25 protein-coding genes and 1 pseudogene are annotated in these 24157 nt (G+C 68.6%); 20 read left to right on the top strand and 6 right to left on the bottom strand.

Going from position 1 to position 24157, the window contains the following annotated elements:
- Nucleotides 1–54: 54 nt before the first annotated feature.
- Genes ACKN61_RS17570 through ACKN61_RS17560 form a run of 3 tightly spaced genes read left to right on the top strand, consistent with a single transcriptional unit; the run spans nt 55 to nt 4260 of the window.
- Nucleotides 55–2184 carry a prolyl oligopeptidase family serine peptidase gene (locus ACKN61_RS17570; protein WP_408950608.1) on the top strand — a complete coding sequence of 710 codons (2130 nt, stop codon included), beginning with the start codon at nt 55–57 and terminating at the stop codon, nt 2182–2184.
- A 10-nt stretch (nt 2185–2194) separates the two neighbouring features.
- Nucleotides 2195–3001, top strand: a complete 807-nt coding sequence (gene hutG, locus ACKN61_RS17565) for an N-formylglutamate deformylase (RefSeq protein WP_408950607.1) — start codon at nt 2195–2197, stop codon at nt 2999–3001.
- Entirely contained in the window at nt 2998–4260 is a 1263-nt protein-coding gene (locus ACKN61_RS17560) for a winged helix-turn-helix domain-containing protein (RefSeq protein WP_408950606.1), read from the top strand. Before hutG ends, ACKN61_RS17560 begins: the two co-directional genes overlap by 4 nt.
- A 33-nt stretch (nt 4261–4293) precedes the next feature.
- Here ACKN61_RS17560 and ACKN61_RS17555 read toward each other — a convergent pair whose 3' ends face one another.
- Nucleotides 4294–4686, bottom strand: coding sequence for a hypothetical protein (locus tag ACKN61_RS17555; RefSeq protein WP_408950605.1), 393 nt, complete (start codon nt 4684–4686; stop codon nt 4294–4296).
- Between the two features lie 557 nt (nt 4687–5243).
- Nucleotides 5244–7163 (bottom strand): DNA topoisomerase IV subunit B, encoded by a 1920-nt coding sequence (gene parE / locus ACKN61_RS17550; protein ID WP_408950604.1) that lies wholly within the window; start codon nt 7161–7163, stop codon nt 5244–5246.
- A gap of 332 nt (nt 7164–7495) precedes the next feature.
- On the opposite strand from parE, the gene ACKN61_RS17545 reads away from it, so the two are divergent.
- From ACKN61_RS17545 to ACKN61_RS17495, 11 genes and pseudogenes are all read left to right on the top strand, one after another.
- The gene (locus tag ACKN61_RS17545; RefSeq protein ID WP_031374369.1) at nt 7496–7723 is read left to right on the top strand and encodes a hypothetical protein; all 228 of its coding nucleotides are present in this window, start codon (nt 7496–7498) and stop codon (nt 7721–7723) included.
- 120 nt (nt 7724–7843) lie between these two features.
- The gene (locus ACKN61_RS17540) at nt 7844–8230 is read left to right on the top strand and encodes a DUF488 domain-containing protein (RefSeq protein ID WP_408950603.1); all 387 of its coding nucleotides are present in this window, start codon (nt 7844–7846) and stop codon (nt 8228–8230) included.
- 304 nt (nt 8231–8534) lie between these two features.
- Nucleotides 8535–10193, top strand: a complete 1659-nt coding sequence (locus ACKN61_RS17535; RefSeq protein WP_223620443.1) for a CTP synthase — start codon at nt 8535–8537, stop codon at nt 10191–10193.
- Nucleotides 10190–10501 carry a hypothetical protein gene (locus ACKN61_RS17530; protein ID WP_408950602.1) on the top strand — a complete coding sequence of 104 codons (312 nt, stop codon included), beginning with the start codon at nt 10190–10192 and terminating at the stop codon, nt 10499–10501. The genes ACKN61_RS17535 and ACKN61_RS17530 overlap by 4 nt, the downstream gene beginning before the upstream one ends.
- Before the next feature lie 91 nt (nt 10502–10592).
- Entirely contained in the window at nt 10593–11426 is an 834-nt protein-coding gene (kdsA, locus tag ACKN61_RS17525) for a 3-deoxy-8-phosphooctulonate synthase (protein WP_031374364.1), read from the top strand.
- 268 nt (nt 11427–11694) lie between these two features.
- Nucleotides 11695–12981, top strand: a complete 1287-nt coding sequence (eno, locus tag ACKN61_RS17520) for a phosphopyruvate hydratase (protein ID WP_408950601.1) — start codon at nt 11695–11697, stop codon at nt 12979–12981.
- 16 nt (nt 12982–12997) lie between these two features.
- Nucleotides 12998–13369 (top strand): annotated as a pseudogene (gene ftsB / locus ACKN61_RS17515) (cell division protein FtsB); the annotation flags it as partial.
- 259 nt (nt 13370–13628) lie between these two features.
- A complete protein-coding gene (gene ispD, locus ACKN61_RS17510) occupies nt 13629–14318 on the top strand; it encodes a 2-C-methyl-D-erythritol 4-phosphate cytidylyltransferase (protein WP_408953851.1) in 690 nt (229 codons plus the stop codon).
- 121 nt (nt 14319–14439) lie between these two features.
- Nucleotides 14440–14919, top strand: a complete 480-nt coding sequence (gene ispF, locus ACKN61_RS17505) for a 2-C-methyl-D-erythritol 2,4-cyclodiphosphate synthase (protein WP_408950600.1) — start codon at nt 14440–14442, stop codon at nt 14917–14919.
- On the top strand, nt 14916–16007 hold the full coding sequence (gene truD / locus ACKN61_RS17500; protein ID WP_408950599.1) for a tRNA pseudouridine(13) synthase TruD: 1092 nt from the start codon (nt 14916–14918) through the stop codon (nt 16005–16007). The genes ispF and truD overlap by 4 nt, the downstream gene beginning before the upstream one ends.
- A 241-nt stretch (nt 16008–16248) precedes the next feature.
- On the top strand, nt 16249–16491 hold the full coding sequence (locus tag ACKN61_RS17495) for a hypothetical protein (RefSeq protein WP_408950598.1): 243 nt from the start codon (nt 16249–16251) through the stop codon (nt 16489–16491).
- 51 nt (nt 16492–16542) lie between these two features.
- Here ACKN61_RS17495 and ACKN61_RS17490 read toward each other — a convergent pair whose 3' ends face one another.
- Together ACKN61_RS17490 and ACKN61_RS17485 are read right to left on the bottom strand one after the other, a co-directional pair.
- Nucleotides 16543–17124, bottom strand: a complete 582-nt coding sequence (locus tag ACKN61_RS17490; protein ID WP_408950597.1) for a Smr/MutS family protein — start codon at nt 17122–17124, stop codon at nt 16543–16545.
- Nucleotides 17125–17429: 305 nt separating this feature from the next.
- Nucleotides 17430–18197, bottom strand: a complete 768-nt coding sequence (locus ACKN61_RS17485; RefSeq protein WP_408950596.1) for a LuxR C-terminal-related transcriptional regulator — start codon at nt 18195–18197, stop codon at nt 17430–17432.
- 105 nt (nt 18198–18302) lie between these two features.
- On the opposite strand from ACKN61_RS17485, the gene surE reads away from it, so the two are divergent.
- The 6 genes from surE to ACKN61_RS17455 all read left to right on the top strand — a co-directional run bounded on the left by surE (nt 18303) and on the right by ACKN61_RS17455 (nt 22962).
- Entirely contained in the window at nt 18303–19106 is an 804-nt protein-coding gene (gene surE / locus ACKN61_RS17480; RefSeq protein WP_408950595.1) for a 5'/3'-nucleotidase SurE, read from the top strand.
- Nucleotides 19103–19783, top strand: coding sequence for a protein-L-isoaspartate(D-aspartate) O-methyltransferase (locus ACKN61_RS17475; RefSeq protein ID WP_031374354.1), 681 nt, complete (start codon nt 19103–19105; stop codon nt 19781–19783). Before surE ends, ACKN61_RS17475 begins: the two co-directional genes overlap by 4 nt.
- A 25-nt stretch (nt 19784–19808) precedes the next feature.
- Nucleotides 19809–20423, top strand: coding sequence for a YqaA family protein (locus ACKN61_RS17470; protein WP_057918754.1), 615 nt, complete (start codon nt 19809–19811; stop codon nt 20421–20423).
- Nucleotides 20424–20482: 59 nt separating this feature from the next.
- Nucleotides 20483–21277, top strand: coding sequence for a peptidoglycan DD-metalloendopeptidase family protein (locus ACKN61_RS17465; RefSeq protein ID WP_408950594.1), 795 nt, complete (start codon nt 20483–20485; stop codon nt 21275–21277).
- A 42-nt stretch (nt 21278–21319) separates the two neighbouring features.
- The gene (locus ACKN61_RS17460) at nt 21320–21613 is read left to right on the top strand and encodes a hypothetical protein (RefSeq protein ID WP_408950593.1); all 294 of its coding nucleotides are present in this window, start codon (nt 21320–21322) and stop codon (nt 21611–21613) included.
- A 137-nt stretch (nt 21614–21750) separates the two neighbouring features.
- Nucleotides 21751–22962, top strand: a complete 1212-nt coding sequence (locus tag ACKN61_RS17455; RefSeq protein WP_408950592.1) for a hypothetical protein — start codon at nt 21751–21753, stop codon at nt 22960–22962.
- A gap of 158 nt (nt 22963–23120) precedes the next feature.
- On the opposite strand, the gene ACKN61_RS17450 is transcribed toward ACKN61_RS17455, so the two are convergent.
- Together ACKN61_RS17450 and ACKN61_RS17445 are read right to left on the bottom strand one after the other, a co-directional pair.
- Nucleotides 23121–23717: a D-Ala-D-Ala carboxypeptidase family metallohydrolase gene (locus ACKN61_RS17450; RefSeq protein WP_408950591.1), complete on the bottom strand. Its 597-nt coding sequence runs from the start codon at nt 23715–23717 to the stop codon at nt 23121–23123.
- Between the two features lie 47 nt (nt 23718–23764).
- Entirely contained in the window at nt 23765–24139 is a 375-nt protein-coding gene (locus ACKN61_RS17445) for an Mth938-like domain-containing protein (protein WP_408950590.1), read from the bottom strand.
- Between the last annotated feature and the right edge of the window lie 18 nt (nt 24140–24157).

Genomic DNA, 24157 nt, shown 5'->3' with positions numbered 1-24157 from the left:
GGCGACCGTCGCCGCGTAGCGCGCGCCAGGCAGGCGATCCGAGCAGGGGCAGCGATGAATCAGGGCAAGGGACGTCATTGGATCAAGGCCGGCGCGATCGGCGTTGCGCTCTCGTGGGGCACGATCGCCGCGGCCGTGGCCGCCCCTGCGCAACCGGCGATCGACATCGCCGACCTGCTCAGCGTGCCGCGGCCCGACCAGATGATCGGCGCGACCGATGCGCCGGTGCTGGCCTGGGTGTCGAACGATCAAGGCGTGCGCAATGTCTGGGTGGCGCGCGCGCCCGGCTTCGCGCCGCACAAGCTCACCGCCTACGACGAAGACGACGGCCAGGCCATCGGCCCTCTGCAGCTCAGCCACGACGGTCGCTGGCTGGCCTACGTGCGCGGCAGCGGGCCGGATGCGGCCGGCAACAACAGCAATCCGACCAGCGATCCCGATGGCCAGGAGCAGGCGGTGTGGGTCGTCGCCAGCGACGGTTCGGGCCAGCCGCAACGCATCGGTGCCGGCCGCGGCATGCAGTTCGCGCCGCAGGGCGACGCGCTGCTGGTGCAGGGGCGCACGCTCGGCTGCTACGCGGTGCCCGGGGGCAAAGCGCCGCAGTGGTGCAAGGAAGCCCTGATCAAGACCCGCGGCAGCAACAGCGCGGCGGCGTTCTCGCCGGACGGCAAGTTCCTGAGTTTCACCAGCGACCGCGGCGACCACAGCTTCATCGGCGTGCTCGACCTGGCCGCGCGCACGGTGCGCTGGATGGGCGCGGACTTCAATCGCGACAGCAATCCGGCCTGGTCGCCGGACGGCCGCCGCATCGCCTTCCTGCGCATGGCCGCCGCGCGCAACGGCGAGCAGTTCAACCTGACCCGGGCCAACGTATTCGAGATCTGGGTCGCCGATGCAGCGACGGGCCAGGCCACGCGCGTGTTCCGTTCCAACGACCACGCCGGCGGTTACGCCCAGTTCGCCGAGCCCGACCCGCTGCAGTGGAGCCGCGACAACCGCCTGGTGTTCAGCTCCGAACAGAGCGGCTGGCTGCATTGGTATGCGCTGTCGCCCGACGGCGGCGAGCCGGTCGCCCTGAGCCGCGGCGAGTGCGAGGCCGAAACCAGCGTGCTGGCCGAGGACGGCAGCTTCTTCTTCAGCGGCAACTGCGCCGACCTCGATTACCGGCAGATGTTCGCGGTCGACGCCAAGGGCGCCGCGCAGAAACTGTTGACCGGCAAACACGAGATCGCGACCGAGCCGGTCGCGGTCGCCGGCGGGCAGTGGTTGGCCTTCCGTCATGCCGATGCGCGCCGGCCCAGCGCGATCGCGGTGATGCCGCGCAACGGCGGCGAAGTGCGGCGGATCTTCCCGGCGCAGTTGCCGGCGCGTTTTCCGATCGAGCGCCTGGTCGAGCCCAAGACGTTGAGCCTGCGCGCCAGCGACGGCGTGGTCTCGCATGCCACCGTGTTCGAGCCGCCGGCCTCGTTCAAGGGCAAGCGCCCGGCGCTGGTCTACGTGCACGGCGGCCCGGTCCGGCAGATGCTGCCGGGCTGGCATTACGGCAGCTATTACTACGCCGACTACGCCAGCAATCAGTGGCTGGCGAGCCAGGGCTTCGTGGTGCTGGCCCTGAATTTCCGCGCCGGCACCAATTACGGCCAGGCCTTCCGCCGCGCCGAGAAACAAGGGCCGCGCGGCTTCAGCGAGTATCAGGACGTGCTGGCCGCACATGCCTATCTGGCCAAGCGCGACGACGTCGATGCGCGCAGGATCGGCATCTACGGCGGTTCCTACGGCGGCTTCCTGACCGCCTCGGCCCTGGCGCGCAATTCGGACCTGTTCGCGGCCGGGCTCGATCGCCACGGCGTCCACGATTGGCGCGAGAGCGCCAAGGGCGGCGACAACAGCGGCCTGTGGGGGCTGGGGCCGGACGAGCTGGAACTGGCCTGGCAATCCTCGCCGATGGCGCACGTCGACACCTGGCGCTCGCCGGTGCTGTTCGTGCATGGCGACGACGACCGCGCGGTGAAGTTCGCCCAGAGCGTCGACCTGGTCGAGCGCCTGCGCGCGCGCGGCGTGCCGGTCGAGACCCTGGTCCTGCCCGACGAGGACCATTTCTTCCTGCGCCACGCGACCTGGCTTCAGGTCCATCGCAGTACCATGGACTTCTTCCGCCGGCAGCTGAAGCCCGGCGCCGATTGAGTCCGAACGCATGACGCCGCACCCGACCGAACCCGTCTACCGACTGCATCGCGGCACCGCGCCCTTGCTGATCAGCTTGCCGCACGACGGCGCGCTGATCCCCGAGGCGCTGGCCGCGCGCATGGTCGAATCGGCGCGACGCGCGCCGGACACCGACTGGCACGTGTCGCGCCTGTACGCGCTCGCCCGCGCGTTCGGCGCTTCCATCATCGTGCCGAGCTATTCGCGCTATGTGGTCGATCTGAACCGTCCGCCCGACGACACCTCGCTGTATCCCGGGCAGAACACCACCGGCCTGTGTCCGGCGGTGCAGTTCAGCGGCGAAGCGGTGTATCTCGAGGGCCAAGCGCCGACCCCGGAGGAAGTCGCCGAGCGCGTCGAACTGTACTGGCGCCCGTATCACGACACCCTGGTCGGCGAGCTCGACCGCATCCGCGGCGAGCACGGCCGTGCGGTGCTGTGGGAAGGCCATTCGATCCGCGGCGAAGTGCCGTTCCTGTTCGAGGGCCGCCTGCCGGACCTCAACCTCGGCACGGCCGCCGGCAAGAGCTGCCTGCCCGAACTGCAGGCGCGGCTCGAACGCATCCTGGGCGCGCAGAGCGATTACGAGTGGGTGGCCAACGGCCGCTTCAAGGGCGGCTACATCACCCGCCACTACGGCGACCCCGAGATCGGCGTGCAGGCGGTGCAGTTGGAGATCAGCCAGCGCAACTACATGGACGAGGCCTCGTTCGCCTACGACGAAAGCAAGGCGGTGCGCCTGCAGGTCGTGATCGAGGCCTTGCTGCGCGCGACCCTGGACGCGGACGACGCATGACCCAGGCGCCCGCGGCGCCGCGGTTGACCGTGGGTCAGGCGCGCGCCTTGCATCTGGCCGCACAAGGCCTGCTGGCCCGGCCGCGCCGGCGCGCGCGAAGGCCCGATCTGCTCGCCGCGATCGAGCGCATGCAGTTGCTGCAGATCGACACCATCCACGTGGTCGCGCGCAGCCCCTACCTGGTGTTGTTTTCGCGGGTGGGCGGTTATCGCGCGCGCTGGCTGGAAGAGTTGTTGGCCGAGCGCGAGATCTTCGAAGTCTGGGCCCACGAAGCCTGCTTCGCGCCGATGAGCGACTACCTGCTGCACCGCAATGGTTTGCCGCAACGCGCCCATCACTGGGCGATCCGCAGTGCCCAGCGTCATCGCCAGAGCAGCGGCGCCAAGATCGACCGCCTGCTCGGACACATCCGCGAGCTCGGCGCGGTCAAGTCTTCGGACTTCGAACGCGAGGCGGGTTCCGCCGGCGGCGGTTGGTGGGGCTGGAAAGACGAGAAGCGCTGGCTCGAAGCCGGCTTCGCCCTCGGCGAGCTGATGGTCGCGCGGCGCGACAATTTCCATCGCGTTTACGACCTGGCCGAACGCGTCGCCGGCGTGGCCGTGCCGGGTTGGGACAGCACGCCGATCGAGGCCGCGGCGGTGCGGCGCGACACCATCCTCAAGTCGGTGCGCGCGCTCGGCATCGCCCAGGCGCGCTGGATCGCCGATTACTACCGCTTGCGTCCGCGCCTGCGCGATGCCGACCTGGCCGAACTGGTCGAGGCCGGCGACTTGCTGCGGGTCGAGGTCAAGGGTTGGCAGTCGCCGGGCTATGTCCATCGCGATCACGCCGACTCGCTCGCGCTGGCCGCAGGCGGGCGTCTGCGCGCGACCCACTCGACCTTGCTGTCGCCGTTCGACCCGGTGGTCTGGGATCGCGAACGCGCCAGCGAATTGTTCGGCTTCGACTACACCCTGGAGTGCTATACGCCGGAGCCGAAGCGCCGCTACGGCTATTTCGTTCTGCCGGTCCTGGTGCGCGGGCGCCTGGTCGGGCGGCTCGACGCGAAAGCGCATCGCGCCCACGGCGAGTTCGAGGTCAAGGCCTTGTATCTGGAAGAGGACGTCGTGGCCGACGAAGCGCTTGCCTCGGACATCGCCCGCGCGATCGACGACTGCGCGCGCTGGCACGAAACGCCGACGGTGCGATTGACGCGTTGCCGGCCGGCGGCATTCGCGCCCTTGCTGAGGCGTGCGCTGAGCGCCGCAGCGGCGGCTTGAACGACGACGGCGTTGCGTCGCCGGCTCAGTCGATCAGGTGAACTTCGAAATCAGCACGACCGCGCCGATCAGCCCCGCCAACGCGACCAGGTTCAGCACCAGCGCCGGCACTGCGATGCTGCGGCGTTCGCGGCACAGCAGCGCGGTGCCCGCGAGCAGGCTGCCGAACAACCAGCTCGCCGCGGTGAACAGGATCGCGCGACCGGTGCATTGCAGGCTCCAGGAGCCGCATTGCTCGTCCGAGGTCAGCCCGAATACGAACAGCCAGGCCAGGACCGGACCGAGCAACAGGGCAAACCAGGCCAGCACGCCGAACAAACGCCCGCGCGGGTTTTCGAAGCCGGTGGGAAAGGCGTCGGCCAGCGTCTCGGCGTAAGCATCGGCGTCGCGCTCGCTCAAGGCGCCCTCGACCCGTTCAACGGCCATGGCGCGATCCCTCCGTAGGACGCCCGCCCAGGGCGGGCAGTGGGTGGCCGGGATACAGCGGCATATCGATCTCCAGGCCCGGCGATGCGCTCAAGCTGCCGCATGCCGCGGCATGACGGCGTGATGCCGGAGGCAACGCCGCAAGGCGGTTGTTGCGAAAAAGAAACGCCTCGTGCGGCGAGCCCGGATTCCTCGGGATAGACGCGGTTTTCGGCGAAGATCGTCCAGGAGCGCGGCTGCCGCGAACGGCGCCGGAGTCGTGTAGAACGTCGACATCGCCACGCCATCAGGATCGGACGGGGCGGGCTCGGTGGCTCGCTATGGGCCAAGGCGCAGTCGAACGCGACGCCGAGCCGGTGCTGGCCAAGCTTGGGCTGGAGTGCGTGCCGCGCCTGGACGGCAAAAACCGACGCCGCGCAAGGCGACGGCACCCCAAAAACCGACGCCGCGCACGGCAGCGACACCCCAAAAACAAACGCCGCACAAGGCGGCGACATCCCAAAAACAAACGCCGCACAAGGCGGCGTTCGTCTGTAACCATCGGGGCAGGGCGGCGCTCAGACTTCCAGGGTCGCCAGGTCGCCCTTGGTTTCCAGCCAGGACTTGCGGTCGCTGGCGCGCTTCTTGGCCAGCAGCATGTCCATCAGCGAATGGGTCTGGGCGTTGTCGTCGATGGTCAGCTGGACCAGGCGGCGGGTGTCGGGGTGGATGGTCGACTCGCGCAGCTGCGAGGCGTTCATCTCGCCCAGGCCCTTGAAGCGGGTGACGTTGACCGCGCCGCTGAGGCCCTTCTTGCGGTCGCCTTTTTCGCGCTCGATCTTTTCCAGGAGGATGCGTTTTTCCTCCTCGTCGAGGGCGTAGAACACGGTCTTGCCCACGTCGACGCGGAACAGCGGCGGCATCGCCACGAAGATGTGGCCGCTGGCGACCAAGGCCGGGAAGTGGCGCAGGAACAGGGCGCTGAGCAGGGTGGCGATGTGCAGGCCGTCGGAGTCGGCGTCGGCGAGGATCACGACCTTGCCGTAGCGCAGGCCGCTGATGTCTTCCTTGCCGGGGTCGCAGCCGATCGCGACCGCCAGGTCGTGCACTTCCTGCGAACCCAGCACGCTGCCGGAGGCGACTTCCCAGGTGTTGAGGATCTTGCCGCGCAGCGGCAGGATCGCCTGGAAGTCTTTATCGCGGGCCTGACGCGCGCTGCCGCCGGCCGAATCGCCTTCCACCAGGAACAGCTCAGTGCGCGAGAGATCCTGCGAGCTGCAGTCGGCGAGCTTGCCGGGCAGGGCCGGGCCCTGGGTGATCTTCTTGCGGGTGATCTGCTTTTCGGTCTTCAGGCGCGCGGCGGCGCGCTCGATCGCGAGCTGGGCAATGCGCTCGCCGAGCTCGGTATGTTGGTTCAGCCACAGCGAGAACGCGTCGTGGGCGGCGCCCTCGACGAAGCCGGCGGCCTGGCGCGAGGACAGGCGTTCCTTGGTCTGGCCGCTGAACTGCGGGTCGGTCATCTTGATGCTGAGCACGAAGGCGACCCGGTCCCAGACGTCTTCCGGAGCCAGCTTGACCCCACGCGGCAGCAGGTTGCGGAAGTCGCAGAACTCGCGCAGCGCGTCGGTGAAGCCGGTGCGCAGGCCGTTGACGTGGGTGCCGTGCTGGGCGGTCGGGATCAGGTTGACGTAGCTTTCCTGGACCAGCTCGCCGTCGGGCACCCAGGCCACCGCCCAGTCGACCACTTCGGTGTCTTTCTTGAGCTGGCCGACGAACAGGTCCGGCGGCAGCAGTTCGCGCTGCGGCTGGCCCTCGCGCAGCTCGCCCGACAGGTAGTCGCGCAGGCCGTCTTCGTAGTACCACTCGATACGCTCGCCGCTGGCCTCGTCGAACAGCTTGACGTTGAGGCCCGGGCACAGCACCGCCTTGGCGCGCAGCACGTGCTTGATCGAGCGCAGGTTGAACTTGGGCGTGTCGAAATACTTCGCGTCCGGCCAGAAGCGCACGCGGGTGCCGGTGTTCTTCTTGCCGACCGTGTTGACCACTTCCAGCGGGGTGGCGCGGTCGCCGTTCTGGAAGGTCATGCGGTATTCGTTGCCGTCGCGCTTGATGTGCACTTCGACCAGCTTGGACAGCGCATTGACCACGCTCACGCCGACGCCGTGCAGGCCGCCGGAGAAGGTGTAGTTCTTGTTGCTGAACTTGCCGCCCGCGTGCAGGCGCGTGAGGATCAGCTCGACGCCGGGGATGCCTTCCTCGGGGTGGATGTCGACCGGCATGCCGCGGCCGTCGTCGGCGACCTCGCAACTGCCGTCGGCGTGCAGGGTGACCTCGATGCTGCGGGCGTGGCCGGCCAGCGCCTCGTCGACCGCGTTGTCGATGACCTCCTGCGCCAGATGGTTCGGGCGGGTGGTGTCGGTGTACATGCCCGGGCGTCGTTTGACGGGGTCCAGCCCGGAGAGGACTTCGATGTCGGCGGCGTTATAGCGACTGCTCATTAACTGAAGGGCGTGGCCGTGGTGTTCGGAGCGGCGAGAATGGCGACGGCGGGCTAGGTGGTCAAGCCGCACGACGTGAAGAGTGGTCAAGAAGCTTGGCCCACGTGCGTCTCGCCCGGCGAGACCGGCTGAGACGGCGGCCCGGCCTGTTGGAGCGGAGGCCGCGGCGGCGAGGCGGGGCGGGTTGATATCGGTCGATTCAGCCACCAGCATGGGGGTAGGGGTTAGGGTCCGCCGCGTCGCTCTGGGAAGCGGTGCGCCGAACGGCTCATCGCCCACGACACACGGCGCAGCCCGACGCGCCGGTCCCCATTCCGTCAGGAGGCCACACCATGAACATCCGCAAGCTCGTGCTCCCCGCCGCCATCGCCGCCGCCCTGGCCATGCTGGCCGCGCCTGCCGCCTTCGCGCAGCAGGACCCGCAGGCCGACGCCAAGAAGGCCGAAGAGGCCAAGAAAGCCGAGGATGCGAAGAAGGCCGAAGCCCAGAAGAAGGCCAAGGCCGACAAGAAGCAGTCCGGCGACCGCGGTGTCGAGCCGGAAGAGGAAGGCGACAAGTAATCCCGGTCGCGTAATCCCGGTCGCGGCATGCCCCGACCTTTCCACGAACGCCCCGGCTTGCCGGGGCGTTTTCGTTGACGAAGCCGCTAGCATCGAAGGGCCGTCAGCCAGGAGACCGTCATGGCGATACGCATCGTAAAACTCGGCAGCCCGCGCCTGCAGGGCGAGGGCACCCGCATCGGCACCGTGCGGCGTCCGCCGCGCGGGGTGCCGAAGGGCGAATTCGCGACCCAGGATTGGTACGACGTGTGGTTCCCGAACCTGGCGCCGAGCGCGGACACGATCAAGCTCGGGCAGGAAGCGCAGACCCCGGCGCAATGGAATGCGTTCGTGCGCAAGTACCGCGCCGAGATGGCCACCCCGGACGCCGGCCACACCCTGCAACTGCTCGCGACCCTGTCCCGGCACAGCGATTTCTCGGTCGGCTGCTATTGCGAGGACGAGGCGCATTGCCATCGTTCGGTCCTGCGCGAGCTGTTGGCCGAGAAGGGCGCCGAGCTGGCCTGAGCGGCCCGGACTGCCCAGGGTAGGAGCGGCGCAAGCCGCGCCGCGCAGCTTCGATCGCCAGCGCAGGTCGCGGCTTGCGCCGCTCCTGCCCCAAGGCGGGGCCCGCGCTCGGAGAGCGCACTTGCGGCAGGGGGTGGGCCGCAATCTCCGGGGCCGGAACGGTCCGGCCCGATAACGCCGATTTGGCCGCAGGCCTTGCCGCAGCTGGCTTTGCGGGGCGTCCGGGCGATCGCCGGCGCTGTCAAGCAGTCGCGGGCCAAGCCGTCAGTCGGTAAACTACGGCTTTCCAGCGGCAGCAAAATCCATGACTCCCCTGATTTTCGTCACCGGCGGCGTGGTGTCCTCCTTGGGTAAGGGCATCGCGGCAGCCTCGTTGGCGGCCATCCTCGAAGCGCGCGGGCTGCGCGTGACGATGATGAAGCTCGACCCCTATATCAACGTCGATCCGGGCACGATGAGCCCGTTTCAGCACGGCGAGGTCTACGTCACCGACGACGGTGCCGAGACCGACCTCGACCTCGGCCATTACGAGCGCTACCTGCGCACGCGTCTGAGCCGCAAGAATTCGATCACGACCGGCCGGATCTACGAGAACGTGATCCGCAAGGAACGCCGCGGCGATTACCTCGGCGGCACCGTCCAGGTCATCCCGCACATCACCGACGAGATCAAGCGCTGCATCGTCGAGGCCACCGAAGGCTTCGACGTCGCCCTGGTCGAGGTCGGCGGCACGGTCGGTGACATCGAGTCGCTGCCGTTCCTGGAAGCGATCCGCCAGTTGCGCACCGAGCGCGGTCCCGAGCACGCGTTGTTCATGCACCTGACCCTGGTGCCGTTCATCGCCGCCGCGGGCGAGCTGAAGACCAAGCCGACCCAGCACTCGGTCAAGGAACTGCGTTCGATCGGTATCCAGCCCGACGTGCTGCTGTGCCGCAGCGAACAGCCGCTGCCCGACAGCGACCGCCGCAAGATCGCCTTGTTCACCAACGTGCCGGAGAAGGCCGTCATCTCGGCCGTCGACCTCGACAACATCTACAAGCTGCCGCAGTGGTTCCACGAGCAGGGCCTGGACGCGATCGTCCTCGACCGCCTGCGCATCCAGGCCGGCCCGGCCGAACTGCGCGAATGGAACGAAGTCGTCGATGCCACCGAGCATCCGGTCGACGAGGTGACCATCGCCGTGGTCGGCAAGTACATCGACCATCAGGACGCCTACAAGTCGCTGTCGGAAGCGCTCAAGCACGGCGGTTTGCGCCAGCGCACCAAGGTCAAGCTGAAGTGGCTGGAATCCAGCGAGATCGAGCGCGACGGCGTGGAATCGCTGAAGGGCGTCGACGGCATCCTGGTGCCGGGCGGCTTCGGCGACCGCGGCTTCGAGGGCAAGGTCGCGACCGCGAACTACGCACGCGAGCAGAAGATTCCGTACTTCGGCATCTGCTACGGCATGCAGGCCGCGGTGGTCGATTACGCGCGTCACGTCGCCGGCCTGGACAACGCCAACAGCACCGAGAACGACAAGAACAGCCCGCATCCGGTCATCGGCCTGATCACCGAGTGGCGCACCGCCACCGGCGAAGTCGAACGCCGCAGCGAAACCAGCGACCTCGGCGGCACCATGCGCCTGGGCCTGCAGGACCAGCGCATCAAGCCCGGCACCCTGGCGCGCGAGCTGTACGGCAAGGACGTGGTCGGCGAGCGTCACCGCCACCGCTACGAGTTCAACAACCGCTATCGCAGCCAGCTCGAGGACGCCGGCCTGGTGATCTCGGCCAAGTCGATGGACGATCTGCTGGTGGAGATGGTCGAACTGCCGCGCAGCGAGCACCCCTGGTACCTGGCTTGCCAGGCGCACCCGGAATTCCTGTCGACGCCGCGTGACGGCCATCCGCTGTTCATCGGTTTCGTGCGCGCCGCGCGCGAGGCCAAGGCCGGCGGCAAGCTGCTGCGTGAGGTCACCGGTTGAATCCGGCTCCGGCCGATTCGGACCCGGGCGCGCAAGCGCGGGCGAGCGTCGGCCGGCCTGCACGCAACGATTTTCGCGGTGCCGGCCGCTGGCTGATGTGGCTGGCCGCGGCTGTGATGGTCGCCGGATACGTCACGTATCGGGCGATCCTCGGCGAGGCCGCCGACGGTCTCGGCCTGCTGGGCGCGACCGTATTCACCATCACCGTGGCCATCGCCGGACCTTTGGGCTTGATCGGGGGCGTACTGTGGCTGGTCGGCGTGGCGCGTTCGGCGCGTTCGAAACGCTTAAGCGAGCCCGGGGCATGATCGCCGGGCCGCGATCGCCGGGCTTGTCTGCGGCGGGCGCGGCATCCACTGATGAAGATTCCTTCGTACTCATGAATTCAGGAAGCAAGCGATGAAACTCTGCGGCTTTGACGTCGGCCTCGACCAGCCTTTCTTTCTGATCGCCGGTCCCTGCGTGATCGAGTCGATGCAATTGCAGCTCGACGTCGCCGGCCAGCTCAAGGAAATCACCTCCTCGCTCGGCATTCCCTTCATCTTCAAGTCGAGCTTCGACAAGGCCAACCGCACCTCGGCGACGAGCTTCCGCGGCCCGGGCATGGAGGAGGGGCTCAAGGTCCTGGCCGAGGTCAAGCGCCAGATCGGCGTGCCGGTGCTGACCGACGTGCACGAGTACACGCCGATGGACGAGGTCGCCTCGGTCGTCGACGTGCTGCAAACCCCGGCCTTCCTGTGCCGCCAGACCGACTTCATCCAGAAGGTGGCGCGCGCCGGCAAGCCGGTCAACATCAAGAAGGGCCAGTTCCTCTCGCCCTGGGAGATGAAGCACGTCACCGCCAAGGCCCAGGCCACCGGCAACCAGCAGATCATGGCCTGCGAGCGCGGCGCGAGCTTCGGCTACAACAATCTGGTCAGCGACATGCGCTCGCTGTCGGTGATGCGCGACACCGGTTGCCCCGTGGTGTTCGACGCGACCCACTCGGTGCAGTTGCCCGGCGGCATGGACGGCAAGTCCGGCGGTCAGCGCGAATTCGTGCCGGTGCTGGCGCGCGCGGCGATCGCGGTCGGCGTCTCGGGTGTGTTCATGGAAACCCATCCGCGCCCCGAGGAAGCCCTGTCCGACGGCCCCAACGCGGTGCCGCTGCCGAAGATGCGCGCGCTGCTCGAGACCATGGTCGAACTGGACCGCATCACCAAGAAGAACGGCTTCCTGGAACAAGATTTCTGATGCCGCCCGCGTTGCGGTTCGAACCCGGCCGCAGCGCGGCCGTCGCTGGGCCGGGGCGCGCGTCGTCCGGCCCGCATTCCGGCAAGCACCTATCGGGCTGGCCGGAGCGGTTCTGCCGCGCTGCCTGCAGCGTGTCCGTGCGGCCCCTCCGGATCGATTCGATCCGCCACCGAATGTCGCCAATTTCGACGGCGCCCACCCGGGCCGGCCGCGATCTCGGCTATCGTTCGTCCCGACCCCTTTCCCACTGAACCCCGACTCCTCCGACATGAGCACGATCACCCAGATCCACGCCCGCGAAATCCTCGACAGCCGAGGCAACCCGACCCTGGAAGCCGAGGTCACCTTGGCCGACGGCAGCTTCGGCCGCGCCCTGGTCCCCTCCGGCGCATCCACCGGCAGCAAGGAAGCGGTCGAACTGCGCGACGGCGACAAGACCCGTTACCTCGGCAAGGGCGTGCGCAAAGCCGTCGAGAACGTCAACACCACCATCGCCCAGGCGCTCAAGGGCCTGGACGCGACCGACCAGGCCGGCCTCGACCGCCGCATGATCGATCTGGACGGCACCGAGAACAAAGGCCGCCTGGGCGCGAACGCGCTGCTCGGCGTTTCCCTGGCCAATGCGCATGCGGTCGCCGCCTCGCGCAAGCTGCCGTTGTGGAAGCATCTGGCCGGCGACCGCGCCGCGGTGCTGCCGGTGCCGATGATGAACATCATCAACGGCGGCGCCCATGCCGACAACAACGTCGACCTGCAGGAATTCATGATCCTGCCGGTGGGCGTGCCGACCTTCGCCGAGGCGCTGCGCGCCGGCGCCGAGGTGTTCCATGCGCTGAAGTCGGTGCTCAAGGGCCGCGGCCTCAGCACCGCGGTCGGCGACGAGGGCGGTTTTGCCCCCGACCTGCGTAGCAACGAGGAAGCGCTGGAAACCATCCTCGAAGCGATCGGCAAGGCCGGCTACAAGGCCGGCGAAGACATCCTGCTGGGCCTGGATGTGGCGTCCACCGAGTTCTACGACAACGGCAAGTACCACCTCGTCGGCGAAGGCAAGCGCCTGACCAGCGAGCAGTTCGTCGATTTCCTCGCCGGCTGGGCCGCGCAATACCCGATCGTGACCATCGAAGACGGCATGGCCGAGGACGATTGGGCCGGCTGGAAGCTGCTGACCGACAAGATCGGCAGCAAGGTGCAGTTGGTCGGCGACGACCTGTTCGTGACCAACCCGAAGATCTTCAAGGAAGGCATCGACAAGGGCGTGGCCAACTCGATCCTGATCAAGGTCAACCAGATCGGCACCCTGACCGAGACCCTGGAAGCGATCGCGATGGCCGACGCGGCCAAGTACGCGGCCGTGGTCTCGCACCGTTCGGGCGAAACCGAGGACACCACCATCGCCGACATCTCGGTGGCGACCACCGCGACCCAGATCAAGACCGGTTCGCTGTGCCGCAGCGACCGCGTCGCCAAGTACAACCAGCTGCTGCGCATCGAAGAGCAGCTCGGTGCCGCGGCGAAGTACGCCGGACGCGATGCGTTCGTGTCGCTGCGTCGCTGAGCGCGGCTGAGTCGCGATGGTCGAGAAGACGGGCAAGCGCTGGCTGAGCGTGCTGGTATTGGCGTTGCTGGCGCTGCTCGCCTTTTTGCAGTATCGGCTGTGGTGGGCCGGCGGCGGCAGCGGCGGCAGCGTCGCCGCGCTGCAGGCCCAGGTCGACGGCCAGACCCGCGAGAACCAGGGGCTGCAGCAACGCAACGACGCGCTCGCCGCCGAGGTCGAGGACCTCAAGTCCGGTGAGGCAGCGGTCGAGGAGCGCGCGCGCAGCGAGCTGGGCATGATCAAGCCGGGCGAGACGTTCTATCGCGTGGTCGAAGCCAAGCCGCAGGCGCCGGGTGCGAATGCGGCCGCGGCGGTCAGCGCGGTGCAGAACGGCGCCGTGCCGGGCGAGCAGGCCGCGCCGGAAGAATCGAGCCTGGAAGAACAGGTCGACGAACCGCCCAGCGAACTGCCGCCGCCGGCGCCGGAACCGATTCCGTCCCGGGCGCCGTCGGAGATGCCGGCACCGGTACGCGAGCGGCCGGGGCATTGAGGCCGGCGATGGCGCCGGCCTGCATGAAACAGGGTGATCCGGATAGCGGCATGGCGAGTTGCGCGCGAAACGCGGTCGCGACTACTGCATCGTCCTCGGGCATCGGATTTTTCAACGGATACGACGCATGATCTGGGCCGTGATTCCTGCTGCCGGACGCGGCCAGCGCTTCGGCGGGCCGACGCCGAAACAGTATCTGCATGCGGCCGGCAAGCCGCTGATCGAGCACGCTCTGAACGCCTTGCTTGCGCACCCGCGGGTGGCCGGGGCGATGGTCGCGCTGTCGCCCGGCGACACGCTGTGGCCCGGGTGGACCCGATTGCAGGACAAGCCGGTGCTGCGTTGCGTGGGCGGCGGCGAGCGCGCCGATTCGGTGTTGGCGGCCTTGCGCGCGCTGCCCGACGAGGTCGGCGACGAGGCCTTGGTCCTGGTGCACGATGCGGCGCGGCCGAACCTGCGTCGCGGCGATATCGATCTGCTGATCGCGGCGGCCGAAGCCAGCGCCGACGGCGCGATTCTCGGCGCGCCCTTGCGCGACACCTTGAAGCGCGCCGCCGACGGCCGCATTGCCGCCACCGAGCCGCGCGACGGTCTGTGGCGCGCATTCACGCCGCAGGCCTTCCGTCGCGGCGTCTTGACCGCGGCACTGGATGCGGCGGCGCAGGCCGGCGTGATCGTGACCGACGAGGCCTCGGCGATGGAGCGCATGGGTGCGAAACCGCACCTGGTCGAAGGCCGCGAGGACAATCTCAAGGTGACCACGCCGGCGGACCTGGCGTTGGCGGAATACCTGCTAGACAAAATCTGAGGAAATGCAAGCGAGTGGAGAGGAGTGAGCGAAGGCGCGGCATGCTGGCGCCCAGCGCTCCGGCTCCCGCTTCAACTCACTCATCACTCCTCTTCGCTCACTCTTTTACCGCAGGTCCCTCATGAACAATCGCATCGGCCAAGGCTACGACGTCCACGCATTCGGCGACGGCGACCACATCATGCTCGGCGGGGTGCGGGTGCCGCACGACCGCGGCGTGGTCGCGCATTCCGACGGCGACGTGGTCATCCACGCGCTGTGCGATGCGCTGCTCGGCGCGCTCGCGCTCGGCGACATCGGCCAGCATTTCCCGCCCAGCGACGAGCGTTGGCGCGATGCCGACAGCCGCCAGTTCCTGCGCCATTGCCAGGTGCTGATCGCCGAGCGCGGCTACAGGCTCGGCAACGCCGACGTCACCGTGGTCTGCGAACGGCCCAAGGTCGGCCCGCACGCGCAGGCGATGCGCGAGGCGCTGGCCGCCGATCTCGGCGTCGAGCTCGATGCGATCAGCATCAAGGCCACCACCAGCGAACAACTCGGTTTCACCGGCCGCCGCGAAGGCATCGCGGCGATGGCGGTGTGCCTGCTGGTGTCGGCATGAGCGAGGATTCGCAGGACGGCATGGCGCCGGTCGGCGCCGCGCAGGACGCCGCGCTCGCTCGCGCCCACGGTGCGGCCGTGCTCAGCGCGCGCATCCGCACTTCGTCCGAGGACTTCCGGGTCGAGGAACTGCCCGGTTTCGCCGCCAGCGGCAGCGGCGAGCATTTACTGCTGACGGTGGAAAAGCGCGGCATGAACACCGCCTTCGCGGCCAAGCGCATCGCCGCCTGGGCCGGCATCGGCGAGGTCGGAATCGGCTACGCCGGGCTCAAGGACCGGCATGCGGTCACCGTGCAGCGCTTCAGTGTGCACCTGCCCAAGCGCATCGCGCCGGACCTGGCCGGCCTGCAGGACGACGAACTGCGCGTGCTCGACAGCCAATGGCATGCGAAGAAACTGCCGCGCGGCGCCTTGGCCGGCAACCGCTTCGTGCTGACCTTGCGCGAGATCGAAGGCGAGCGCGAGGCGATCGATGCGCGCCTGGCCCACATCGCCGCACGCGGCGTGCCGAACTATTTCGGCGAACAGCGCTTCGGCCGCGACGGCGACAACGTCGCCAACGCCCTGGCGATGTTCGGCGGGCGCCGGGTGCGCCGCGAGCAACGCAGCCTGTTGCTGTCGGCGGCGCGCTCGGAACTGTTCAATCGCGCCCTTGCGGTGCGCGTGGCCGACGGCAGCTGGGACGGTTTGCGCGACGGCGCGTCGCTCGCCGGCGAGGTCTGGGCCCTGGCCGGCAGCCGCAGCGTGTTCGGCCCCGAAGCCTGGAGCGAAACGCTCGCGCAACGCCTGGCCGCTTTCGACATCCATCCCAGCGGTCCCTTGTGGGGGCGCGGCGAACTGCGCAGCACCGAGGCGGTGCGGGCGTTGGAGCTGGCCGCGCTCGAAGGCGAGCAGGCGCTGGCCCTGCGCGCGGGCCTGGAAGCGGCCGGACTCGATCAGGAGCGCCGTGCGCTGCGTCTGCGCCCGGATGGCCTGGCCTGGCGCTGGCTCGACGACGGTGCCCTGGAAGTGTCGTTCGCCTTGCCGGCCGGCGCCTACGCGACCGTGGTTCTGGCCGAGCTCGGCGAGATCCGTTCCGGCCCGGGCTGAGGTCGGATCCGCGTTCGCGCGATTCTCGCCAACCCGGGCGGCGCTTGCCGCAAACCAACGGATTCGTCCGCGTTCTCGCCGCTTTCGGCCCTCGTAAACGACCGTTCGTCGGGTGCGACGCGGTGGCACTGGTTCACGATTCCGGCCGGCGTATAAGCCGAAGGTGACAGCCGGCAGGTGCCGGTTGCCGTTCGGTCGCGCCAAGCCGCCGCCGGACTCCACCGCGTCAGGGAGTCGGGTCATGAACGCTACGTTGCGTATTGCCGTCCTGTCGTTGTCGGTGCTGGGCCTGGCGGCGTGCGCCGGCACCCAGACCAAGAGCAGCTATGCCGAGCCGTCGGTTTCCAGACATGCCGTCGCCGGCATGTCGCGCGACGATCATTACGTCAGCGCGGTCGAGCGCCTCGCCCAGCGCCGCGGCATCGAAGTGGTCTGGGTCAATCCGCCGGACCGCCGCACGATGGGCGGGCATCAGGAAGAGTGACACCGCCGACGGGCCCGTCCCGAAGGTCGGGTTCGAACTCGGCTCCGGGGCTCAGCGCCGTTTGCGCGGCGCCAGCAGTACCAGCACCGCTCCGGTGCCGCCCTGCGCGGGCGGTGCGGAGTGGAAGGCCAGGGTGTCGGCGCGTTGGCGCAGCATCCGGTCGACCAGATTCTTGAGCACGGGCAGGCCGCGGCTGTCGACGAAGTCGTTGCCGCCGCCGCGGCCTTTGCCGTGGATCACCCGTACGCAACCCACGCCGTGCTCGCGGGCGTCGTTGAGAAAAGCGCGCAGCAGCGCCTCGGCCTCGCGCACCGGGCTGCCATGCAGGTCCAGCTCTTCCTGCGCCGAAATCTCGCCGCGTTTCAGGCGCGCGAACACCCGCGGCGGCAGTTCGTCGCGGCGATAGCTCAGCGCATCGCCGGCTTCGAGCAGATTTTCTTCCAGGGCATGGCGGAACTCGTCGCGGGCCTCGGCCTCGTCGCGTTCGGCCATGCGCGCGCGCGGGCGCGGCTTCGGCGAGGTCGGCGGCAGCGGCGCATCGGGCAGGCGGCGGACCTCGCCGATCGCGGCACGGAACAGGGCCGCGTCGTCGCTGTCATCGTCGTCGTCGGGACGGTCGGGTGGGGGCGTCATGGCCACAGCATAAAAGCCCCGGCCCATCCTTGGGACCTGCGACCCGTCGGTATCGGGCCGGCACCGGGGAAAAACGAAAGAGCGGTGCGCGCCAAGAAGTCCCCTCGCGCCGTTCGGCGCGCATGCGTCGGCGAACACCGCGAGCATTCAGTTCAGCATGGACGGCGGGCGATGCGTGGGCCGGACTGTAAGAACAGACAGGTGGGGGCCGGGCAGGGCAGGCGCGGCCCGGGCGAGTGCCAGGGCCGAATCGCCGTGGGCCCGCAGGCGGCCGCAGCGATGACAGGCAGCGGGACAGACTGCGGTTACAGGAAGATCAGCCCCAACGCCACCGCACGCGCGCAGGCGGCGCGCCGGCCCTTGACGCCGAGCTTGCGCGAGACCTGCTGCAGGTGGAAGTTCACCGTGCGCTCGCTGATCCGCAGGATCACCGAGATCTCCCACGAGGTCTTGCCGACCGCCGACCAGCGCAGCACTTCGCGCTCGCGTTCGCTGAGCGTCGGCAGCGGTTGGCGCTGGCGCATCAGGCGGTCGAGGGTGGCCTGCATGCAATTGACGAAATACACCGCCGAGGCGACCGTCGGGACCATCTCGCGCGGGTCGACGATCGCGGTGTGGGTGAAGGTCATGAACGACCAGCGCATGCCCTGCGACCAGCTCGGCACGGTGATACCGCCGCGCAGGCCGTGTTCGCCGGCGATTTCCAGCGTGCGTCGCGTGCGCTGCATCAGGTAGACGCGTTGGCCGAGCTCGTAGCTGGTCTGGCCGCGACAGTTCCATGACGCCGCCGGCAGGCCCTCGCGGGCCTGGATGATGCGCGGGTCGGAGCGTTCGGCCTGGGCCGAGGCGAGGCCGGGATAGGTCTTGGACCAGTCGCTGGCGAAATCCTCGAAGTAGAAGAAATCCTTGGACGGCCCGCTGCCGTGGCCGGGCTGCAGCGTCGGCTCCTGCAGTTTCATCGCATAGCCATGATGCTGAAACCCGAGCGCCCTGGTATAGGCGGACGTGGCCGACTTCACTTCGTCGAGCGACTGGGCCCGAAACACGCGATCGATATGCTCCCAATACTGCATGCCTTACCTGCATTCAGTCGGTACGGAGCCCATCTTAACGCCAGGCGCCCGTCCGAACCCCCCGGCCAGATCGGGTATCATCCTGCCTTTGATTGCGGAATCCTCATGCGCGTATTGGTCAGCAACGACGACGGCGTCGACGCACCCGGCATTCGCATTCTCGCTCAGGGGCTGCGCGAGGCCGGTCACGAGGTGCTGGTGGTTGCTCCCGATCGCGACCGCTCCGGCGCCAGCAATTCGCTGACGCTGGACATGCCGATCCGCGTGCACAAGCTCGACGAGTCGACCTGGCGCGTGTCCGGCACCCCGACCGACTGCGTGCACGTGGCGATCACCGGCATGCTCGAAGCCGAGCCCGACATCGTCGTGTCCGGCATCAACAACACCGCCAACCTCGGCGACGACGTGATCTATTCGGGCACCGTCGCCGCGGCGATGGAAGGCCGTTTCCTCGGCCTGCCGGCCGTGGCCATGTCGCTGGCGACCGCCGACCACGTCGGCCATCACTACGAGACCGCGGCGCGCGCGGCGGTGGAGATCATCGCCCGCCTGCGCACCGATCCGCTGCCGGCCGACACCATTCTCAACGTCAACGTGCCCGATCTGCCCTGGGGCGAGATCGCCGGTTTCGAAGTCACCCGCCTGGGCAACCGCCACCGCGCCGAAGCCTGCACGCCGCAACAAGACCCGCGCGGCCGCCAGTGGTGGTGGATCGGCGCGGCCGGCGCCGAGCAGGACGCAGGCCCGGGCACCGATTTCCAGGCCGTGCGCACTGGCAACATCTCGATCACCCCGATCCACGTCGACCTGACCCGCTATCAGGCGCTCGAACAGGTCGCCAGCTGGGTCGGCGGCCTGGCCGACGCGCTCGCGCAGCCGGAGCCACGGGCGCCGGAGTCGACCGCATGATCCAGCGCATGCGCCTGCAGCCCGAAGCGATCGGCAGCGGCCTGACCTCGCAGCGCGTGCGCGACCGCCTGGTCGAGCGCCTGCGCGAGGCCGGCATCCGCGACGAGCGCGTGCTCAACGCGATCCGCACCGTGCCGCGCCACCTGTTCGTCGACGAAGCATTGGCGATGCGCGCCTACGAAGACACCGCCTTGCCGATCGGCCACGGCCAGACCATTTCCCAACCCTGGGTGGTGGCCAAGATGACCGAGGCCCTGCTCGAAGACGGCATACCCGGCAAAGTGCTGGAGATCGGCACCGGCTCGGGCTACCAGGCCGCGATCCTCGCCGCGCTCGGCCTGGAAGTGCATACCGTCGAACGCATCGGCGAGTTGCTGCGCACCGCGCGCAAGCGATTCCGCCAACTCGGTCTCAACGTGCGCAGCAAGCACGACGACGGCCGCATCGGTTGGCCCGAAAATGGTCCCTTCGACGCGATCATCGTCACCGCGGCCGCGCCTGCGCTGGTCGATGCCTTGACCGACCAGCTCGCCGTCGGCGGCACCCTGATCGCGCCGGTCGGCGCGTCCTCGTCGCAGTCGCTGTTGAAGCTGCGCAAGGACGCCGACGGCAACATCAGCCAACACACGCTCGCGCCGGTGGTCTTCGTGCCATTGCTGTCGGGCATGATCGACTGACACCTCACCCGACAGGGGTTCGCTTTTGAAGATCTTCGGACCGCTCTACGAGCGCGCGTTGACCTGGGCCCGGCATCGCCACGCGCCGGCCTATCTCACCGGCTTGAGCTTCGTGGAAGCCATCATTTTTCCGATCATGCCCGAGGTGATGCTGGCGCCGATGTGCGTCGGCGCGCCGCGGCGCGCGTTCTGGTTCGCCACCCTGAGCCTGATCGGCTCGATGGCCGGCGCCCTGGTCGGCTATGCCCTGGGCCATTACGCCTTCGAGGCGCTCAAGCCGGTGTTCGCGGCGATGGGCATGCTCGCCGGCATCGAGTCCGGCATCGCCACGGTCCAGGCCAAGATGGCCGAATCGCCGTGGGCGGTGTTCACCTTCCTGGTCCTCGGCGGTTTCATGCCGATCCCGATGAAGGTGTTCACCTGGGCGTCGGGTATCGTCGGCGTGCCTATGCTGCAATACGTGCTGAGCATGTTGATCGGCCGCGGCAAGCGCGTGTTCCTGCTGGCGCTGGCGATCCGCATCGGCGGCGAACGCGCCGAGGCGACGCTGCGACGCTACATCGAGCCGATCGGCTGGATTGCCACGGCCATCATCGCGGCCGCCGTAGTCTGGCTGATATGGCGCTCGCAGCAGGGCTGAGCCGCTGCGAACCCCGCAATGACGAAACACCGGTACATGGACGCTGCAAGAGGATGCGCATGATCAAGACGACCCGGACCCCGACCCTGGCGATGGCCGCCTGCGTTCTGGCCGCGCTTGCCCTGATCGGCTGTTCGAGCACGGTGGTCCGCGAACCCTCGCGCGGTCATTCCGGTCGCGGCACCTCGCGCCCCTCCTCGCGTCCGGCGCCGCCGCGTCCGTCCAGGCCCAAGCCCGGCGCCACGGTCGTCGTGCAGCGCGGCGAAGGCTTGTACCGCATCGCCACCAACAACGGCATCCAGGTCGCCGACCTCGCCGCCTGGAACGGCCTCTCGCCGCCTTACACCCTTTACCCGGGCCAGCGTCTGCGCCTGTACCCGTCCAGCGGCGGCACTCGCCCATCGGCGGGGACACCGTCGAGCGCGGGCACCAGCGCGCCGCGCCCCGTGCCGGCGGCGCCGGTCGCCGCGCCGATCAACAGCGGCATCCGCTGGCGTTGGCCGGCCGACGGCCCCTTGCTGAGCCGCTACGTCGCCAACGAGCCGACCAAGCAGGGTGTCGATATCGCCGGCTCCAGCGGCGCCGCGGTCCGCGCGGCCGCCGACGGCGTGGTGGTGTATTCGGGCACCGGCCTGGTGGGCTACGGCGAGCTGATCATCGTCAAGCACAACGAACAATGGCTGTCGGCCTACGGCCACAACCGCAAGCGCCTGGTCAACGAGGGCCAGGTGGTCAAGTCCGGCGAACAGATCGCCGAGATGGGGCGCAGCGGCGCCGCGCGCGACATGCTGCACTTCGAGGTGCGCTACAACGCCAAGCCGGTCGACCCCTTGTTGTACCTGCCGGCGAAATAATCGGCTGCGTACCCGCCGTCGCGGCGGGGCGCCGAGCAGCCCATGGATTTCGCGACCTTGAAAGCGGCCTGGCCATGGATCGGCATCGCCGACTGTCCGGGCCGGTTCGTGCTCAAGGGTGCCGATCCCGCGCTGATGCCCGCGGACCTGCTCGGTTCCGATATTCCCGTGTCCGAACACCGCAGCGCTTGGGCGCGCGACGCGATTCTGGTCGCGCGGCTGATCGATGGCGGCCTGATTTCCTATCGACGGGCCGACGGGAGCTGCCTGCACACGCTCAATACGCCCGAAGGCATGGCGCGGAAACTGTCGCAGTTGGGCCTGGCGCCGCCTTAGGCGCGGCCACGCATCGCCACCGCGCCTGCCGTTTGCCGATGCGCCGTGCCCCGGGATTCGACCGCAGAAGCACCCGCGCGCGAGCGTGGGCCGGATCGATGCAGAGTAAGCCGCGAAAAGCAGCCTGAAGGATCAGCATGACGGCATCGCCCGATGAAGACAGGACCCGGCCGCTGAGCCTGGACGAGATCGCTCGCCTGGATGCGCTCAAGTCCGACGGCGTGCCGGCTGCGATATTGATCGTCGTGGTGACGCTCGTGGTGGTGTTGATGACATGGGAACGTTACGACGCTTTCTGGACCGCGGTGGAGTTGCTCCTCGGCCTCGCAATGGCGGCGATGACGGTGCTGGGCCGTTCCGGCGCCAACGCGAATCTTCAGGCCGACATGGACGGCGGCATCAAGCGGCTCGCCGTGGCGACGGTGGTGAAAGTTGCCCATGACGGCGAGCCGTCTCGCTACCGCATCCAACTGCGGACCGAGGAAACCCCACCGTGCACGCTCGAATTTATCCCGCCGGACCGCGTGTTCTTCGAGGTCGAATACGGCGAGCAAGTCCGCATCGCCTATACGCCGTTCAGCAAGACCGTCATCAGCGTCGTCGCGGTGGGATGCGAGTACGAGCTGGGTGCGCAGGACACTGCTTCGCAGGCCGCACCGGAGCACGACGATTCGGCCGACGCGCGTCTGCAACTGCGCAGGGCTCAGCGCGACGCCGCACGAAAACTGCGGCGGATGGCGCCGTCCACACAAGCGGATCTCGATCTCCGGGACGAGCCTGATCAGCTTCGCTTGGAAGCGACGGCGAGCAGCGGTGACGCGCCGCAAGCGGCGAAGCCACGCGTAACCGGGCCCCTCAACGGCCACGACCGGGACAGATTGGCTGCGAGGCGAGTGAGTGGCTGCGGAATCGTCGCTTCCCTCTGCATCCTGGGCCTGGTTTTAGCGGCGATATGCATGGTGGCCAGCGTGAGCGGCATCGACGAAGGAGCGACCGCGGCCATGGTGGTTGCGGTTCTCCTGGCGGCGACCGTGGTGGCTTTCGTCGTGTCGAACGAAGACGATAAGTTGCAGTCCGACCTGGACATGGGGGTCAAGGTCAGCGTTTCCGGCCGCATCAGCCACATGCATACCGAGAGTTCCGAAGGAGGCGGCAGCCCTTATTGCTTCATCACGGTGAAGGTCAATGAGCCGCCGCCGCGGACGATCGTGTTCCTGGTGGAAAGCCGCTTGTTCCATGCGCTGCTACCGGAGGATGCGGTGCGCATCGTCTACGTCCCGGCGAGCAAGACCCTTCTGCATCTGCGGACCGACTCGTACAGCTACTCGTTGCGCCTGGAACCGGATTGACCGCGATCGGCGGCGCTCGATCGAGTGATGACAAGCCGAGGGGCGGCGAAGCTCGGCCGCGACGACGGGGCGGCATCGATATCGGAGGTCGGATCGATAGCGATTTCGACGCGGCAGTTCGACTGCGGCGATGGCGGCGCGCGGAGCGATGCCGCTCTTTAAAGCGCGGCGGGTCGGTTTGCCTCATGTTTCAGGCGAGTGCCGGGTACGCACTGCGATGTCCGGTAGCTGTAGTCGTGCCCCCAGGTGCGGAACCCGGTGGTGTCGATGTGCAGATGGCGAGCATCGTAAAACCCGAGGCCGAAGCCGCTCGCCGGTCCGCGCCGGCGCCAGAACGCGCACAGCTCGCGTGTCGGGGCGTCGGTGGCGAGATCGAAATCGTAGGCGCCGCCGCTCATGTGCCGGCTGCGCGAGCTGCCGCCTTCGCAGCGATTGAGGGCTTCGTCGCGGTATCCGGACGTGATCTCGGCGCCGTCGAGCAGCCCGGCGCGGCGCAGCTCGGCGATCAGGCGCAGGCTGCGCACCGTGTCCGGCCAGGCCGGTTTCGGCGGCAACGCGAACTCGGGCGCACCGCAGAGGCGCCAGCGGCGGCCGCTGCGCAGCAACTGCATCATCGGTGCGGACTCGCCAGCGCCGTGAGCGTGCAGATAACGGCGGTATTCCTCGACCGCGGCGTGGTGGCCGTCGCCGAGCCAGCGCTGGTAGCGTTCCGCCGGCGTAGGCAGGGCGCAGGCGGCGAGCAGGATTGCCGGCATCAGGACGAGGCCAAGCGCCGGCCAGCGCAAGCGCGGCCCAGCCGAGCTCATGCCCCGAGCACGAACCCCATGACGATGCGCCGGCCTTCGCCGGCCAGCACGTTGAAGGTGCGCGCGGCGGCGGGATTGGTCATGGTTTCCAGGCCGACGCCGCGGCCGAGGCAGGCGGCCAGGGTCGCCGCCGGCGGAAACGCCTGGGTCGCGCCGCAACCGAGCACGATCAATTCCGGCTCCAGGGCGAACACCGGCGCCAGGTCTTCGATGGTCAGGGTCTTCACGTCCAGCACCGGCCAGTCCTCGATCAGCCGGTTCGGCGCGAGGATGAAGCTGCGTTCCAGGCGGCGATCGTTGACCAGGGCGACCTGGCCGTCGGCGCCGCGCAGGAAGAACTCGTGATCGGGACGTTCCAGGGTCAGCAGCATGGGGCGATCGGGAATCGG

The sequence above is a fragment of the Lysobacter sp. Hz25 genome, assembly GCF_046097045.1.
GTDB lineage: Bacteria > Pseudomonadota > Gammaproteobacteria > Xanthomonadales > Xanthomonadaceae > Lysobacter > Lysobacter antibioticus_B.
Note: the sequence above shows the minus strand (reverse complement) of the source record. Positions and strands in the feature narration are given on the sequence as shown.